Origin of the sequence: Chryseobacterium sp. 7 (genome assembly GCF_003663845.1) — a bacterium.
GTDB lineage: Bacteria > Bacteroidota > Bacteroidia > Flavobacteriales > Weeksellaceae > Chryseobacterium.
Map to the genome: position 1 here is coordinate 224,363 of NZ_RCCA01000001.1, position 15,993 is coordinate 240,355.

At 35.7% G+C, this 15,993-nt stretch carries 14 protein-coding genes and 1 tRNA gene; 7 read left to right on the forward strand and 8 right to left on the reverse strand.

Annotated elements, in window-relative coordinates; translation table 11 throughout:
* Window positions 1–106 precede the first annotated feature (106 nt).
* Together CLU97_RS01085 and CLU97_RS01090 are read right to left on the reverse strand one after the other, a co-directional pair.
* Window positions 107–1,468: a sensor histidine kinase gene (locus CLU97_RS01085; RefSeq protein WP_121486311.1), complete on the reverse strand. Its 1,362-nt coding sequence runs from the start codon at window positions 1,466–1,468 to the stop codon at window positions 107–109.
* A gap of 2 nt (window positions 1,469–1,470) precedes the next feature.
* Entirely contained in the window at window positions 1,471–2,145 is a 675-nt protein-coding gene (locus CLU97_RS01090; RefSeq protein ID WP_121486312.1) for a response regulator transcription factor, read from the reverse strand.
* Window positions 2,146–2,248: 103 nt separating this feature from the next.
* Between CLU97_RS01090 and rmuC the strand changes: the two genes are divergently transcribed.
* A complete protein-coding gene (gene rmuC / locus CLU97_RS01095; protein ID WP_121486313.1) occupies window positions 2,249–3,754 on the forward strand; it encodes a DNA recombination protein RmuC in 1,506 nt (501 codons plus the stop codon).
* A 147-nt stretch (window positions 3,755–3,901) separates the two neighbouring features.
* The gene (locus CLU97_RS01100; protein ID WP_121486314.1) at window positions 3,902–4,669 is read left to right on the forward strand and encodes a TrmH family RNA methyltransferase; all 768 of its coding nucleotides are present in this window, start codon (window positions 3,902–3,904) and stop codon (window positions 4,667–4,669) included.
* 132 nt (window positions 4,670–4,801) lie between these two features.
* On the opposite strand, the gene CLU97_RS01105 is transcribed toward CLU97_RS01100, so the two are convergent.
* Window positions 4,802–5,143, reverse strand: coding sequence for a hypothetical protein (locus CLU97_RS01105; protein ID WP_121486315.1), 342 nt, complete (start codon window positions 5,141–5,143; stop codon window positions 4,802–4,804).
* Between the two features lie 183 nt (window positions 5,144–5,326).
* On the opposite strand from CLU97_RS01105, the gene CLU97_RS01110 reads away from it, so the two are divergent.
* The gene (locus tag CLU97_RS01110; RefSeq protein WP_121486316.1) at window positions 5,327–6,508 is read left to right on the forward strand and encodes a hypothetical protein; all 1,182 of its coding nucleotides are present in this window, start codon (window positions 5,327–5,329) and stop codon (window positions 6,506–6,508) included.
* Window positions 6,492–7,073, forward strand: a complete 582-nt coding sequence (locus tag CLU97_RS01115; RefSeq protein ID WP_121486317.1) for a hypothetical protein — start codon at window positions 6,492–6,494, stop codon at window positions 7,071–7,073. The genes CLU97_RS01110 and CLU97_RS01115 overlap by 17 nt, the downstream gene beginning before the upstream one ends.
* Here CLU97_RS01115 and CLU97_RS01120 read toward each other — a convergent pair.
* Together CLU97_RS01120 and CLU97_RS01125 are read right to left on the reverse strand one after the other, a co-directional pair.
* Window positions 7,022–7,600 carry a 5-formyltetrahydrofolate cyclo-ligase gene (locus tag CLU97_RS01120; RefSeq protein WP_228437445.1) on the reverse strand — a complete coding sequence of 193 codons (579 nt, stop codon included), beginning with the start codon at window positions 7,598–7,600 and terminating at the stop codon, window positions 7,022–7,024. The two genes, CLU97_RS01115 and CLU97_RS01120, sit on opposite strands and share 52 nt — an antisense overlap.
* An 8-nt stretch (window positions 7,601–7,608) precedes the next feature.
* Window positions 7,609–8,970 carry a rhodanese-related sulfurtransferase gene (locus CLU97_RS01125; protein WP_121486318.1) on the reverse strand — a complete coding sequence of 454 codons (1,362 nt, stop codon included), beginning with the start codon at window positions 8,968–8,970 and terminating at the stop codon, window positions 7,609–7,611.
* Between the two features lie 338 nt (window positions 8,971–9,308).
* On the opposite strand from CLU97_RS01125, the gene CLU97_RS01130 reads away from it, so the two are divergent.
* Window positions 9,309–10,844 (forward strand): trypsin-like peptidase domain-containing protein, encoded by a 1,536-nt coding sequence (locus CLU97_RS01130; protein WP_121486319.1) that lies wholly within the window; start codon window positions 9,309–9,311, stop codon window positions 10,842–10,844.
* Between the two features lie 72 nt (window positions 10,845–10,916).
* Here the strand turns inward: CLU97_RS01130 and CLU97_RS01135 are convergent, their stop codons facing one another.
* The 3 genes from CLU97_RS01135 to CLU97_RS01145 all read right to left on the reverse strand — a co-directional run bounded on the left by CLU97_RS01135 (window position 10,917) and on the right by CLU97_RS01145 (window position 14,466).
* Window positions 10,917–11,372, reverse strand: a complete 456-nt coding sequence (locus CLU97_RS01135) for a hypothetical protein (RefSeq protein ID WP_121486320.1) — start codon at window positions 11,370–11,372, stop codon at window positions 10,917–10,919.
* Window positions 11,372–11,752 (reverse strand): RidA family protein, encoded by a 381-nt coding sequence (locus CLU97_RS01140; protein ID WP_034694591.1) that lies wholly within the window; start codon window positions 11,750–11,752, stop codon window positions 11,372–11,374. Before CLU97_RS01140 ends, CLU97_RS01135 begins: the two co-directional genes overlap by 1 nt.
* 128 nt (window positions 11,753–11,880) lie before the next feature.
* Window positions 11,881–14,466 carry a putative LPS assembly protein LptD gene (locus CLU97_RS01145; RefSeq protein ID WP_121486321.1) on the reverse strand — a complete coding sequence of 862 codons (2,586 nt, stop codon included), beginning with the start codon at window positions 14,464–14,466 and terminating at the stop codon, window positions 11,881–11,883.
* A gap of 53 nt (window positions 14,467–14,519) precedes the next feature.
* Here CLU97_RS01145 and CLU97_RS01150 point away from each other — a divergent pair, with 53 nt between their 5' ends.
* Entirely contained in the window at window positions 14,520–15,806 is a 1,287-nt protein-coding gene (locus CLU97_RS01150) for an N-acetylmuramoyl-L-alanine amidase (protein WP_183084490.1), read from the forward strand.
* Between the two features lie 59 nt (window positions 15,807–15,865).
* Window positions 15,866–15,937 (forward strand) — tRNA-Glu (locus tag CLU97_RS01155).
* Window positions 15,938–15,993 lie beyond the last annotated feature (56 nt).

Genomic DNA, 15,993 nt, shown 5'->3' on the forward strand with positions numbered 1-15,993 from the left:
TGTCTAATATTAGAGGGAATTTCAAACAAAATTAAAATTCGGTTAGTTCAACATTAGAGTTTGATTAGAACTTTTAAAAACACGAATATTTTCACGAATAACACAATCAGGAATGAGCCGGAAATTCAAGGAGAACATTGGTTCCAACATTTACAACAGAATCAATTTTCATTACAATATGATGATGATCGAAGATACTTTTCGAAAGAGACAGACCAATTCCACTGCCTTTCACGCTATCTACGTTTTTTCCTCTATAAAAAGTTTCGGATATTTTTGCAAGATCATCTGACGGAATTCCCCGTCCTTCATCCTTTACCTCAATACACAACTGATTATTCTTTTCTAATAATATAATCAATACAGGTTTATCATAAGAATACTTGATGGCATTTTCAACGATATTATATACTGCTAAGTATAGCAGTGTTTCGTTTCCGGGAAATTCCAGTAAAGCGGGTTTTGTTACCTGAAGCTGTATTTTAATAGATGAATGGTTTTCTTTTGCTTTGGGTTCTAATTTTTCATAGATTTTCCAGATCAACTCATCCACTCTCATAAGTTTGTGAGAAGATTCCAATTTTGTCATTCCGGACATCAACAGGAGATTGTTAAGAATATTTTCAATCTCATACACGTTTTCCAATGACTCTTTGGCCACTTCCTTATATTCTTCCGGCGTGCGGTCTTTTTGGGCGAAGACTTCCAAATTTCCGGAAATAGCGGCTAAAGGTGTTTTAAATTCATGAGAAACATAGTTGATAAAGTTCTGCTGTAAGAGTACATTTTCAGAAATTCTTCCCAGCAATTTATTATAGGATTTTATAAGATCTTCAATCTCATCATTGGTATTAGTGGAAGTAATGGCTGTGGAAATATTATTATAATCCACTTTATTAATACGTTCCACAACATTAGAGATAGGCTTATAAACCACTTTGGAAAGGTATCTACTCAAAAAATAAATTGCCAAAAGCCCGATCAGCAATACAGAAAGCATGATAATAGCCAATCTCAGGATCTGCGACTGAAATGAATCATTTGATGATTTTACAAAAACCACAAAATCTCCCTGATTATCCGGATAAAAAATCCCATAGTAGAATTGATTATCAGACATAAATTGTATTCCTTTATTATTCCGGACAGACTGTAAATGAGAAAGTTTTATATTCTTATCATTTAGGTTATGCCCAAAAGTCACTTCGTTATTCTGATTGTAAACCGCTACCTTGTTATTTTGAATCAGATGATTGTATTCATTTTTGATCTGGGCATGCCGGTCTTTCGGAAGCTCATCCTTTTCGAGATAATAAATAGCAGAAATAAGAGCCGCATTCCGAAGTTTTTCAAAATAAAAAATCTTGGTGCTGTCATAATAGGCAAAGAATATCACCGCTGATGTGATGATAGAAACGATGCCAAATGAGAGGCTTGAAATAAGGGTAAATCTGTTTCTGAGCGTCATTTTCAGTCTTTGATCAAATAGCCGGTTCCTTTTACCGTATGAATAATTTTCTGTTCCGTTTCATCAATCTTATTACGGACGTAGGAAATATAAACATCCACTACATTCGTTGTATTATCAAAATCAATTCCCCAAACCTTATGTAAAATCTGAGTTCTGCTCAGCACTTTATTTTTATTCTCCATCAGGAAAGTAAAAAGTTTGTATTCCGTAGGAGAAAATTCTATTTCTTTATCGTTCTGAGTTACTTTATGAAGATCGGTATCAATTGTAATATTTCCACATGATAAATATTGGTCTTCTTTCTGGTAGCTCATTTTATTTCTTCTGGTTAAGGCTTTAATCCTAGAAATCAGTTCTTCAAAGTGAAAAGGTTTTGATAAATAATCATCAGCTCCCATATCCAGCATTTTGATCTTATCATCAGGGCTGTTCAATGCACTTAAAACCAAAATCGGAGTATAATTCCCTTTAAATCTGATAATTTGAGTAAGCTGCATCCCATCCAATCCGGGAAGCATAATATCCATCAAAATAATATCAAAATCATAGGTATGAATAAGGTCACGCGCTTTTTCTCCGGAATCTGCAAGGGTCATATTGTGGCCAGCCTCGGAAAGGCCTTTTATCAGGAAATTGCTGATTCTTTGATCATCTTCTACCAACAAAATATTCATAAGTCTCTGAAATTTCCTATAAATATAAGTAATCTTGTTCAGAAAGGAATCTGGAAGAAGGAAGAGAGAGGTAACTTCCAGCCTTTTTTCATAATTTTGGAAGATGGAGATGATATATTTAATTATTGGGCTGTTTGCAGGTATTATCCTTGGTGCGGTAATCCTATATTTTGCGTTGAAATCATCAATGGTTTCAAGGAATTCTTATGATACGCTGAACACCTTATCTATAAAAACCCAGTCTGATCTTGACAATTCAAACCTGAAGATTCAGGAACTTAATCAGACTATCAGTAAAGAGAAAGAAGCCAACATGCTGCAACAGGATCTTCTGGATGATCTGAAAAATGAATTCTCTAAAATCTCCGCCGAATATTCATCGTTAAATACTCAGTTTCAAGAGTTAAAACAAACCAATCAGAGACAGACCTCTCAGATAGCCACCCATATTCTTGAAAAACAGACTCTTTTTGCTAAAAACTCTGAGCTTTCTGCCAAAAATGAAGGTCTCCAAAACTCTCTTGATACCCAGAAAGAAGAAATTGTTAAGATTCAGGAAGATTCTAAACTTCAGTTTGAAAACCTTGCCAATAAAATTTTAGAAGAAAAAACAGAAAAGTTTACCACTTTAAATCAAAATAACTTAAAAAATATTCTTGAGCCATTTCAGGAGAAAATCGCTGACTTAAAAAACAAGGTCAACGAGGCTTACGAAAAAGAAAATAAAGAACGTTTTTCCCTTGCAGAAAAAGTGAAAGAACTGGCAGAGCTGAACCAGCAGATTTCTGATGATGCCAAAAAGCTGACCCGCGCACTGAAAGGAGAAAGCAAAACCCAGGGAAACTGGGGTGAAATGATTCTGGAAAGTATTCTTGAAAAATCAGGACTCGTAAAAGGGAGAGAATATTTTCTTGAACATGAACTGCGCGATGAAGATAATAACGCTTTATTCTCAGAATTTTCAGGAAAGAAAATGCGCCCCGATGCCGTTATAAAATATCCGGACGAAAGAAATGTGATCATTGATTCTAAAGTTTCTCTGACTGCTTTTACAGAATTAGTAGATGAAACCGATGCCGATGTTTATGCGATAAAATTAAGCCAGCACCTTGGTTCTATCAAGAATCACATTTCACAACTCAGTCAAAAAGCCTACGATGACTATGATAAATCTATGGATTTCGTGATGATGTTTATTCCGAGTGAGCCAGCTTATATTGCCGCAATGCAGGCAGACCAGAATCTTTGGAACTATGCCTATGAAAGAAGAATCCTTTTGCTGAACCCAAGCAACCTGATCACTTCCCTTAAGCTTATTGCTGATCTTTGGAAACGCGAATATCAAAACAGAAATTCTATGGAGATTGCTGAACGAGGAGCGAAACTTTATGATAAATTTGTAGGTTTTGTAGACAACTTGGAAAAAGTGGGAAGAAACCTGGATCAGGCGAAAAATGTATTCAATGATGCCTACAAACAGCTCCACACCGGAAATGATAACCTTATCATACAGACTCAAAAACTGAAGTCATTAGGCATTAAAAATAAAAAAGACCTGCCTCAAAGTCTGATTGACAACAGTACTCTCGTTGATCCATCAGACAGTTAACCTTTCCAAATAAACAGATTGTCAATCGTAAGGAACACTTATCATCTATTTTAAAAGGAAAAATAAAATTCCGTTTGAGATAACGCAGAAAAGCCTTTTTATCAAAACCAGAGAAGTTCAATCATAAATTTTGCATAATTTTGCAGCATGTTGATAGAAAGTTTTCAAAACGATAAAATAAAAAACGTCACTAAGCTCCTTACTGACAATAGATTCCGTAAAAAATCAAAAGTTTTTGTAGTAGAAGGCCAGCAGGAAAATGAAAGAGCCATCCAGTATGACTTTGAACCGCTGGAGTTCTTTATCTGTGAAAATATCTTTAAAGGAACTCTTCCTGATGGAAAAATATACCATGTAAGTGAAAAAGTATATGAAAAAATAGCTTACAGGGGAAGTTCTGAGGGGATTATCGGAATCTATACTGCAAAAGAAACTCCACTTTCTTCATTTGTTCCTAAAGAAGATTCTACAGTAATTATTGTTGAAGGGATAGAAAAACCGGGAAATCTTGGAGCTATCTTAAGAAGCTGTGAAGCTTTTGGAATAGATGCATTAATTGTTGCAGACGGAAAAACCGATTTCTACAATCCAAATGTAATCAGATCCAGTGTAGGGTGTCTTTTTGGGATGGAAGTCTATCAGGCTGAAAATGAAGAAACATTGGAATTTCTTCAAAAGAATGCTTTCAATATCTATACAACTCTTATGGATGAAAGCGCTGAAGATCTTTATAAAAGAGATTTCAGACAGCGCTCTGCTGTATTATTCGGTACGGAACATTCCGGATTAAGTGATTTCTGGATTGGAAAAGGAAAAAACACCTTAATTCCAATGACCGGAAGTATTGATTCTTTAAACTTAAGCAATGCCGTAGCCATTACCTGTTATGAATCTTTAAAGCAGAAGAAAGGGTAAATACTATTTCTAGAACTACAAGAGTTCATATTATATAAAGAGATTGCTTCGCCTTCGGCTCGCAATGACAAAGCATAAAAAAACCGTTTCACTGGGTGAAACGGTTCCTTTATTGTTAAGCGTATGCTAGAATTATTTCTTAGCAGCGTCTTTTGCAGCATCTTTAGCAGCAGTTGCAGCTCCTTTAGCAGCATCAGCAGCTCCTTTAGCAGCGTCAGCAGCTCCTTTAGCAGCATCTTTAGCAACTTCAGCACCAGCAGCAGTAGTAGCAGCAGCAGCATCTTTAGTAGCTTCTACAGCAGTAGTTGCAGCAGAATCAACAACTTTAGCAGCAGAATCAGTAACTACAGCAGCAGAATCAGCAACAGTAGCAGCAGCAGAATCAGCTGTTCCTTCAGTAGCAGTAGCTTCAGTTTTTTTACAAGCAACTAGAGAGATTGCAGCGATAGCAGCTACGAATAATGACTTTTTCATAATAAATTAAATTTAATTTTGTTAATATTGTTTTATAAAATTTTCTTCTGTTCTGTTATTTGAACAAGACAAAGGTAGAGCAGTTAGAAAATTTGTTTATGAAAAATAATTGTAATACCTTTGTAAAATAGTTTTACAAAAAAACATAGCTGAAAATCAACAATTTAATTATTTTTTGAAAAATTGACAGATTTAGATCTATTACACTTTGAGCAGTTAAAAAAGGATGTTCAGGGTCAATACTTAAAAGAATATACCCCTTCGCAGGATGACATATCCAAGTGGAAGGGTATAGATATTATATATTTTCAGGAAGACCTTCGAAAAAAAGCGAAAGGTAACATCAGTGAAAAGTCATTTTATACCTATTTCAAAAATTCACCAGTCACTAAACTACCAAGAATAGACATGCTCAATTTATTGAGTATTTATGCAGGTTACGACTCTTGGTATGAGTTTAAGAAACAGCATCTTTTTGCCGGAGAACTGCTACAGGAAAATGAAAATTTTGACAACGAAGATATCGATGAACTGGAAAAAACAGTTTCTGAAGTTCCTGAACTCCCAAAAACTGAAATTCAGCCTAAAAAAATCGAAACCAGCACCCCTGAAAACATTGATTTACAAAAATCAAACACTGACAATCAATCGATTACAAAAAACAAAGCAACTACGAATGAAATTGAAATTTCATCTGTTCCACCCGAGAAAAATTTCTTCAAAAAGAACGCATGGGCATTGGTTACTTCCGTTTTGATTACGATTACAGGACTTTTAGGATTTAAAGACGTACTTTTTTCAAAAACTTACAAATATTGCTTCATTGATAAAGACAGAGGGGTTTCTGTAATCAACACTTTAGAGATAATGGTGGTAAAGGAAAATGAGTCTCCATTGATGTATAAAATAAAGCCAGGTGAGTGTTTTTATTATTCTACCAAGGATAAAAATTTAAAAATGCGCATCAGTGCTCCTTTTTACGAGCCTCTGGAAGTTAACAGAAACCTGGAAAATGCTCCTGAAGAAGAAAAAATTGAGCTAAAGCCGGATGATTATAAGATGGCAGCTTATTATTTCTCTATAAAAGATATCAAGGGAGGAAACCCAGATGAACAGGTTGCCCTAATTAAGCAGAAAAGAGGCCAACTTGAAAACCTTATCAGTAACAATGCTATTATATACCAGGTATATGACAATAACACCTATGGCATAGAAAGACTTGATAAACAAAAATATATCACTCTGGTAACCACTCCTACGACCTCACTGAAAAACCTGAATGTAATAGAAATGAAAAAGGATATCAAAGGAAAGATTGTATCCATTAAATTTAAAATTGCTACCACAGATGAAAAGAATAAATAATTTTTTAATTTTCACCGTGCTTCTGACGTTATTTATTGCCTGTAATAATAAAACCTCAGAGGTAAGCGACCTCGATAAACTACGAAACAGCAACAATGAAAAGAGCTATCCTGCCGTACAGATGGATAGCATGCAGGCCATTAACTCCATCACAAAACAAAAAGTTCAGGAACTTCTGGACCTGTCTACCCTATACCTTAGCGGAAACAGAAACACAGAAATAGATACCGTTATTTATTCACAAATGGAGAGCTATTTTCACAAACCTGATTCTCTTACATTCAAAACATTACTGAAAGAGCTTGACAGCATGAAAGCAAAAACAGCAAAGGTAAGCAACCTGAATGTTTACAAGGAGTTTTATAAAAAAGACACGCTGGACTACGCCAAGTTTAATGTAGAATATTTTGACAATAAAAATAAATCTCTGGGAAGCTTTGAAAAGAATGCACAATATATTCTTCTTTCTACTTCCAAACTTAAAAAAGAATTTAAATTTTACTTTTTAGATTTTTATTCCAAACCGCTTAAGAAAGACAGTACTTCTGTAGGAGTAACCAAATAATCGAGGGGAATATCCTTTTCCCAGACATCATCCACAAATTCATCGGGGTCAAAATAATTGACTCCGATTTTTTTTGTTTCAACGGAAATATTTTGAAACAAACCATCATAAAAGCCCTTGCCGTACCCTACCCGGTTTCCTTTTCTGTCACAATACAATAAAGGGGTAATGACATAATCAAATGCATTTTCACCAGAATCTTCGTTGGAAACAGGTTCTGAAATCCCCCAAGTGTTGGTTTCAAAGACAGTATCTTTAAAAATTTCGATATTAATAAGTTGATTCCCTACAATTTTAGGGACATAAACACGGATATTCAGGGCTAAAAAATAATCTATGAAGATTTGGGTATTAATTTCTTTTCTTGCCGGAATCGGGATGAAAACATGCACTTTTTCCAACTCCTCAGGTTTAAAATACTTAATGAAATTTTCAAAAATTTTCTCAGATAACAAGAAAGCCTCATCAATAGACAAGGCTTTTCTTTTTTGGGTATATTTTTTTCTAAGCTCAGCTTTTAGCATCATTATTAAGATTATGCGTTTTGCACAATTCTGTACAGTTTATCAGACAAACGAACTCTGAATGGAAGTTCAAAAGTAATCTGATCTCCTGGTTTTGCAGTGTCACAAGGACCTCCGTTAGCATAGATTTCCGTAATCGTAACTTCCTGCTCTCCTGTTGTAGGACCAGAAATTAATACTTTATCTCCTACTGACAGGTCTTTGTTCTCAATTAAAAACTGTGCAATTTTTGATTTTGAATAGTAGTGTTCTGCTTTTCCAATCAATTCTTTTTTAACAGCAATCTTTTGACGGATATTTTTTGTTTCAGCTTTTGCTAAAGGTTTATCAGATAAGTCTCCGGAGCTTTTGAATTTCAAAGCATCGGATTTTCCTTTTCTGAAGACTTTATTTCCAACCTGTAATCCTTTTCTCAATTTCACCTGCTCATCCCAAGGCAAATGGATGGTGTCGAGACATTCTGTAGAACAGCAGTTTTCCATAGCGGCTTTACATTCGTCACATTGGATAAACAACAGATGACAGGCATCATTAGCACAATTCGTATGGTTATCACAAGGTTTTCCACATTGGTGGCACTGTGAAATAATATCGTCTGTAATTCTCTCTCCTAAACGGTGGTCAAATACAAAGTTTTTACCAATAAACTTACTTTCTATTCCTTCTTCTTTTATCTGGCGTGTATATTCAATGATACCGCCTTCTAATTGGTAAACATTTTTAAAGCCCTGATGTTTGAAATAAGCACTGGCTTTTTCACAACGGATTCCACCTGTACAATACATCAACAGGTTTTTATCTTCTTTAAAATCCTGTAGCTGTTCGTTGATAATCGGTAAGCTTTCTCTGAAGTTTTCCACATCCGGAGTAATAGCTCCTTCGAAATGCCCTACTTCACTTTCGTAGTGATTTCTGAAATCTACCACAATCGTATTCGGATCTTCAAGTAAATTATTGAATTCCTGAGCTTTTAAGTGAATTCCTTTATTGGTTACATCAAAAGTTTCGTCATTCAGGCCATCAGCAACAATTTTGTTTCTGACTTTTATGGTTAATTTTAAAAAAGAGTAATTGTCCTGGTCTACCGCTACATTTAAACGGATTCCTTTCATGAAGTCATAGACTTCCAGCGTATCACGAAAAGCCTCAAACTGTTCTGCAGGAACACTCATCTGAGCATTAATTCCTTCAGTGGCAACATAAATACGGCCAAGTGCATCCAGTGCATTCCAGGCTATAAATAATTCGTCGCGAAATTTTTTAGGGTCTTCGATTTTGGCATACGCATAGAAAGACAAAGTAAGACGGTCTTTACCGGCTTCATCAATAAGTTGAGCTCTTTCTTCTGCGCTTAAGGTGTTATACAGTTGCATGCTATAAACGTTTTAAGTGAGAATAAAATTTTTGCAAAGATAAGAATTTTAGAATAAAGTATATTCAGACAGCTATCACAAGTCATAAAGAATGCACGGCCAGCATTGAATTACTGTTTATTTTTTATCACAATTCTGGCCTATTTTCTTTAATTTTTTTTTAATTTTAGTTAATCCTGACATTAACAATTATGACATAAGGTATAAAATGATATAATAGCCGTTAAATTTTAGTTAAAATTGAAACATAGCATACTAATTGCTTACTTATTTAACATTAAATTTGTTTACTCAAAAACATAAAAAAGAAATTAATTAATAAACAAGAAAGATATACAATGAAGAGTACTTTAAAAAAACTATTACCATTTGCAGTAGTAGGAGTAATCTCCGGAGCTACTACCGTTGGAGCTTTACAATATTTCGGGCATAGCTCCAATAATGGAGATCAATCTTATTTCACAACAGCCGCACCTAATACTTCATTCGCAGGGATGAATACGGGAGCTGTAGGTGATGATTTTGTGAAAGCAGCTAAAACTACCGTTCCGGCTGTAGTAACCATCAAAAACTACCAAAGCAGAACAGCAAGCAGAGCTTCTGAACAAGATCTGTTCGACTTTTTCTTCGGAGATCCTTTCGGAGGCGGAGGTGGAGGCCAGCAGAGACAGAAGCAGCAACAGGCTCCTGATAATATGCCATCGGGAATGGGTTCTGGTGTAATCATCTCTCCGGACGGTTATATTATTTCCAACAACCACGTGGTAGCAGGTGCTAATAAGCTGGAAGTAGTATTAAGCAATAAGAAATCATATATCGCAACTTTAGTAGGAACTGATCCTAATACAGATATCTCCTTATTAAAGATTGAGGAAAAAGGTCTTCCTTATTTAAATTTTGCGAATTCTGACAATATTGATGTAGGACAATGGGTGCTTGCAGTAGGAAATCCACTTGGATTAAACTCTACGGTAACAGCAGGTATTGTTTCTGCGAAAGGAAGAGGTATCGGAATCTTAAGCAGCCAGGGAAAAGCAGCTAACCCTATCGAAAGCTTCATTCAAACAGATGCTGCCATCAACCCGGGTAACTCAGGGGGTGCTTTGGTGAACACGAATGGTGAGCTTATCGGTATCAACTCTGCTATCCAGTCTACTACAGGATATTATCAGGGATACGGATTTGCTGTTCCTTCTAACCTAGCAAGAAAGATTGTTGAGGATATTAAGAAATTTGGAATTGTACAGAGAGGATTCTTAGGAATTCAGTCACTGGATCTTTCTAATGATCAATTGGTGACTTCTTACAATAAACAGTTCAAAACGAATCTGAAAGTAGGTTCCGGAGTGTATGTAACCGGATTCGGAGATAACAGCGGTGCTGAGGATGCAGGTCTGAAAAAAGGAGATGTTGTTACCAAAATTGATAATTATGACATTACAGATTTTGCTGACCTTTCAATGTCTATCGGAAGCAAACGTCCGGGTGACAAAGTACAGGTAACGTATTTAAGAAACGGTAAAGAAGGTACTACTACTGTAACGCTCAGAGATCAGAAAGGAGGAACCTCTACAAGAACAAAAGCAGATCTTAGTGTAACTGAAAAGATAGGATCAGAATTCCAAAGCATTGATGACAGAACGAAAGCTTATTACGGTTTAAATAGCGGAGTTGTTGCTAAAAATGTTGTAGAAGGAAGCGAAATGGCTAAAGCAGGAATTGTAGATGGCTATATCATCACAGAAATTAATGGTAAGCCAGTAAATTCACAGAAAGATGTAGAAAACTTACTGAATAAATTCTCCGGAACCGCGCAAATAAAATATATGGACGACTACGGAAGAAACTACCAAAGAGGATTTAAAATGCCTTAATCAGAAAACTAAATTAGTTATTCATATCAACAAAAAAACGCTGCAGAAATCTGCAGCGTTTTTTTATATTTTTTATTTAGGCTTATTCATTTTTTCAGTAATTCTTTTCTTCTTGTTCCTTTCATAAATAATTTCTACAATCTTACCGCCAATCCAGGAAAACGGAAAAAAGGTAAGAAAAATAGAAATCTTATAAAACGTAGGATGATAAGGAAAAATAATCACATCCAGCATGGCGATAAAGAGCATAATAAAACCGATCAGAATAGCATAAGCTACTTTAGCATATTTTACAATGATAGCTGTAGCCACTCCTCCAATAGTTGTTCCCAATCCGGAAATAAACAGAAGGAATCCGAAAAACGCCTTATCATCTTTCATGCTGAAAAGAAACCTTTGCCAGTGCTCAAACGGAGCAAAAGCCTCAAAAGTTATCCATTGCGGAAAAGCTCTTATACCAAGAGTAATAATAAGCCCTGTAATAGCAAGGCCTACCAGAACCGCAATTGTATTTCTTATAAAATTCATTAATCCTGATGTGCGATCATAGAAATTTCGATATCCACATTTTTAGGCAGGCAAGAAACCTGTACCGTTTCACGTGCCGGGTAGCTTTCTGAATCTAAGTAAGATGCATAGATATCATTCATTACAGCAAAATCATCCATACTTTTAAGGAAGATGGTAGCTTTTACAACGTTTTTGAATGTCATGCCTGCTTCAGTAAGGATCGCTTCAAGGTTTTTCATTACCTGATGCGTTTCTTTTTCAATGCCTTCTACCAATTTACCAGTTGCAGGATCTACAGGAATCTGTCCCGAGATATACAGGACTCCATTAGCCATATTAGCTTGTGAATAAGGTCCGATAGCTGCAGGTGCATTAACTGTGTTTATTATTTGTTTCATATATGGATATTTATTTTTTCTATGGTTATAAGCAATCACCGGTTAAGATATTCTCTCTAAAAGTGATTTCCTTAGAATTTATTTTGGTTGCAAATATAAAATTTATATTCTCAAATGCCAATCTGATATTAGAAAGGTGCATTTGGTTGGGTAAAGCTTCTGTCTTTGTACTTCAATGCATCACTTAAGATATTGGCTTTGATCCCGATAAAGAAGTCATATACTTTATACTGTCCGAAAGGAACCCAGTTGAAATTGATTGTAAAGCTTCGCTGATCTCTGGAAAAACCAATTCTTGTATATGCCAATTCTTTAGTTACCATATCATAATGCGTACTTCCGTTGATATTCCAGTAAGGTGTAAGTTTAATACTACCGTCTAATCCGATGGATGCAATTTTATTCGGCAATCTACTCAATCCTTTCGAGTAAGCATAGTTGGCACTGATGTTCAAAGTCCACGCCTGATCAAAATGAGCATAATGATCATCATCAAAATAATAATTCTCATTTCGGACTTCTCCTTTCGAAGCATATTTTTTAGCATAATCTGTCTTTTCACCAAAAATTTCACTGCTTAAAGGATAGGATAGCTGCACATTGAATCCCTGCACACTGAAGTGCCCGAACTGCTCTGTTCTTACACCCGTATCCGATCCTGAAGAGAAATCAATTTTATAAGGCTCCAATGAAAGACTGGTATTTACTGTAAGTTTATTATTGAAGAAAGAAGACTGCCCGTTAATTGTGAATATAGACCAAGGGTGATCTTTCGCAGCGAAGTTATAACTTCCGGCAAGGTTCAAAGATTCAAAAATTTTGATTTTCTTTACCCCTGTAGAATCGCTTTTTGATTTCACTTTCATCTCGATATTGTTCCCGATATTGAAACCAAGAGCACCTACCATTCCGCTAGACGGGCTTCCGATGATTCCTTTTTCAAAGATAGAATAAGGAGTAAGGGCTCCGTTAGCATTGTAATAGTTTCTGTAATATCCGAAATTAGGACTTGAGAAATCCGGAGAATACGTAAACCCAATACTTGGTGTCATCATATGTCTCACCGCTTCTATTGCAGATCCTTTTTTGAATTTCATCATTCCGTAAAGGGTAGTCTGAAGACTGGCAGACGTAGAAAAGGTAGAGTATCCTGTAAAGTTTTTATTGATCTCATCTACAGTAACATTCTTTACCGGATCGTAATATCTGTTCAGTGTTTTTGTAGTCAGGGCATTGTCAATATTGGCACTTAAGCTGAAAGTGAAATATTTCGCCAATGTGGTATTGGTTGCCAATGCAATATTGTTTTTAAGCCCGGTCTGCATTTTATCCCACATTTCTTTTTTGAACAGCTCATTTTCCTGAGTATTCACGAAGTTGGTAAGATTGAAACCTGTATTTACTGTAATATTTTCAAGAAGTCCCTGCCTGATTCCCGTTCTTGATTTAAACAAATAGAACTGATTGATGGCAACATTCATCTGCGGAAGACGAAGATCTGCCAATCCTGTTGCAAAGTTCTGTGAATAAGAAGCTGTTCCGGTAATGGTCATTGGAAGTTTCAGGAATCTTTTGGTAAGGGTTACCGTAGAGTTCTGCTGCGTATTCAGTACATTCTGGTTGAAAATATAGTTGTTGTTCAGCGGGTTGTTATAAAACTTTGTACTTACTATATCAACAGAAGCACTGAATGTAAGGAAAGGATTCGCTTTAGAATCCTGAGAGTGCGTCCAGTTAATTCTATAGGTACTGTTTTTGGTATAATCATCCAACCCTTTAATCCCTCTCACCATGGTACCAATATCTGCTGTAAAGTTTCCGGAGTAGCGGTATTTCTTCTGATAATTCACCTGAGGACGTAGATTCCAGCTTCCTTTGGTATAAATATCTGCCAGAACTTTAAGGTCAAAGTGTTCTCCAATCGGCTGATAATATCCAATTCCATTAAGGAAAAAACCTACATCTTCCCTTTCACCAAAACTCGGGATCAGAATACCTGCAGCTCTTTTAGCCGAAAACGGCAAAATGGCAAACGGAAGGTAAAGAGGTGTAGGAACCTGCTCAATAAACATCTGAATAGGCCCCGTAACGATCTGGGATTTATTTTTGGTTTTAATCAGCTTAATATTATAAGCTCTCATAAAATAATCCGCAGCTGTATCTTTTTTCTTAATGAAATAATCATCCGTTGTATAATCCGCTTTTCTCATCGCGAATACGGAATCGTTATATTTTTTGGTCTTCTGCGCTATAATTACTCCTTCGCTTTCTTCTGTACGGGCATTGAAAGCAATAGCCTGTTTGGTTTTTGTATTATAGCTAAATTCGTTGGTTTCGTATTTTTTCCCGGCCTGTGTGGTAATTACAGGTTCTATGATTTTCCCTAAAGAGTCTTGTTTTCCTCTCGCATAGATTAAATTTTTATTATCATCAATAGAAATATAATCTGCATCAATCTGCATATCCTGATACTTTACCTGCGCATTTTTGTTCAGGAAAGTCATTTTTTTCGGGATGTCTCTCCTTTGGTCGTCAGCTTTTGTACGAAGAATATCATCCAGAGATTCTTTTTTTACAACTATGGTATCCTTTTTGGAAATAGTATCATTAACCGCATTTTTAGGCAATTTTTCAGGAGTTTTCTGTGCTAAAAAATTGTTAAAAATTAGGATAATTAAAATTTGTAATATATTTTTGAGGACGGTTTTGGCCAATGTTATTCTATATAATTAAGGCTCAAAATTAATATAATTTTTATAACTGTAAGATGCACAAACAAAATTTTAAAATAATTTTATCATTTCTCCTCATCCTTACCAGCAACTTTATTTTCTCTCAAAAGAAGTTTACTATCGTTCTGGATGCGGGACACGGAGGAAGTGATCATGGAGCGAACAGGACTTATTCTGACATTGGAAGAGTGGCAGAAAAAGACATTACTCTTGCCATTACGTTAAAAGTAGGGGCCATGTTAGAAAAAAACAGGGATTTCAAAGTAATATATACCCGAAAAATTGACGAGTATCCTTCTCTATCTGACAGAACCAATCTGGCGAACAGGAGTAAAGCAGACCTTTTTGTATCTATTCACTGTAATTCTTCCCAAAGACCTACAGCTTATGGTACAGAAACGTATGTACAGGGCCCTAACCAAAATAATGAGAATCTTGAGGTTGCCAAAAGAGAGAATGACGTAATTTTCCTGGATGAAAAAGATAAGCAGACCTTCGGTTCTTATAACCCCGATTCTCCGGAATCATTAATTGCTTTGAAACTTCAGCAAAGTAAGTATTTGGAATCAAGTCTTCTTTTAGGTGGATTAGTAGAGGATAATTTTGTGAATAAAGATAAAAGATCTTCAAGAGGAGTTTTCCAGAAGAATCTTCACGTTCTCCGTATGAATGCCATGCCGTCTGTATTGATAGAAACCGGGTTCATCAACCATCCGGAAGAAAGCCACTATATTGCTTCAGACAAAGGACAGACTGAGATTGCAGAAAGTATCTATAATGCAATCATTGATTATAAAAAGGCAGTCGACAGAAAATCAGGCGGTTCTTTTGCGGTAAAAAAACCGGAACCGGAAAAACCAGCAGAAGTTCCTTTGAAAAATGATTTCAGAATTCTATTAATGAGTTCACCTACGAAATACAATGAAAACGACCCTGCTTTGAAAGGCCTTAATTATATTCTTACTCTTAAAGAAAACGGTCAGTATAAATACTACTATGCTGTAACGAATATGGCTTCTGTGAAAGATATCAATCTTAAAACAGCTAAGGATGCCGGATTCAGAAATGCTTTTGCAGTAGGTTTTATGCCTAATCAAAGGATTAACATGGGCTACTATACGATAGAAGTATATTCCGGTGATAAACTGAACGGTAATTCTTACATCCTTCAGAACCTGAAAGACGTGGAAAGAGAGAAAGACAGTGGCGTGTTCTATTACACTTATGGAAAGGTTTACACGTTAGAAGATGCTGTGAAACTTCAAAAAGAACTTGAAGCTAAAGGCATCAAAAACACGGTAATACAGAAAGTCTACAAATAATTTAAAAGAATAATTTTGAGGTTAAAGAGTTAATTCCTACCTTTGCAACCTCAAAATTTGGCCTATTCGTCTAGTGGTCAGGACTCAAGATTTTCATTCTTGCAACAGGGGTTCGATTCCCCTATAGGCTACCGAAAGCTATACATAGCTTTACACAATACTAGCTAAAAACCTCTTTTAAACAATG

Excerpts from the sequence above, each read along its gene's own strand:
- CLU97_RS01085 (WP_121486311.1), bottom strand. The coding sequence starts at position 1,468 with ATGACGCTCAGAAACAGATTTACCCTTATTTCAAGCCTCTCATTTGGC.
- CLU97_RS01090 (WP_121486312.1), bottom strand. The coding sequence starts at position 2,145 with ATGAATATTTTGTTGGTAGAAGATGATCAAAGAATCAGCAATTTCCTG.
- rmuC (WP_121486313.1), top strand. The coding sequence starts at position 2,249 with ATGGAGATGATATATTTAATTATTGGGCTGTTTGCAGGTATTATCCTT.
- CLU97_RS01100 (WP_121486314.1), top strand. The coding sequence starts at position 3,902 with ATGTTGATAGAAAGTTTTCAAAACGATAAAATAAAAAACGTCACTAAG.
- CLU97_RS01105 (WP_121486315.1), bottom strand. The coding sequence starts at position 5,143 with ATGAAAAAGTCATTATTCGTAGCTGCTATCGCTGCAATCTCTCTAGTT.
- CLU97_RS01115 (WP_121486317.1), top strand. The coding sequence starts at position 6,492 with ATGAAAAGAATAAATAATTTTTTAATTTTCACCGTGCTTCTGACGTTA.
- CLU97_RS01120 (WP_228437445.1), bottom strand. The coding sequence starts at position 7,600 with ATGATGCTAAAAGCTGAGCTTAGAAAAAAATATACCCAAAAAAGAAAA.
- CLU97_RS01125 (WP_121486318.1), bottom strand. The coding sequence starts at position 8,970 with ATGCAACTGTATAACACCTTAAGCGCAGAAGAAAGAGCTCAACTTATT.
- CLU97_RS01130 (WP_121486319.1), top strand. The coding sequence starts at position 9,309 with ATGAAGAGTACTTTAAAAAAACTATTACCATTTGCAGTAGTAGGAGTA.
- CLU97_RS01135 (WP_121486320.1), bottom strand. The coding sequence starts at position 11,372 with ATGAATTTTATAAGAAATACAATTGCGGTTCTGGTAGGCCTTGCTATT.
- CLU97_RS01140 (WP_034694591.1), bottom strand. The coding sequence starts at position 11,752 with ATGAAACAAATAATAAACACAGTTAATGCACCTGCAGCTATCGGACCT.
- CLU97_RS01150 (WP_183084490.1), top strand. The coding sequence starts at position 14,520 with ATGCACAAACAAAATTTTAAAATAATTTTATCATTTCTCCTCATCCTT.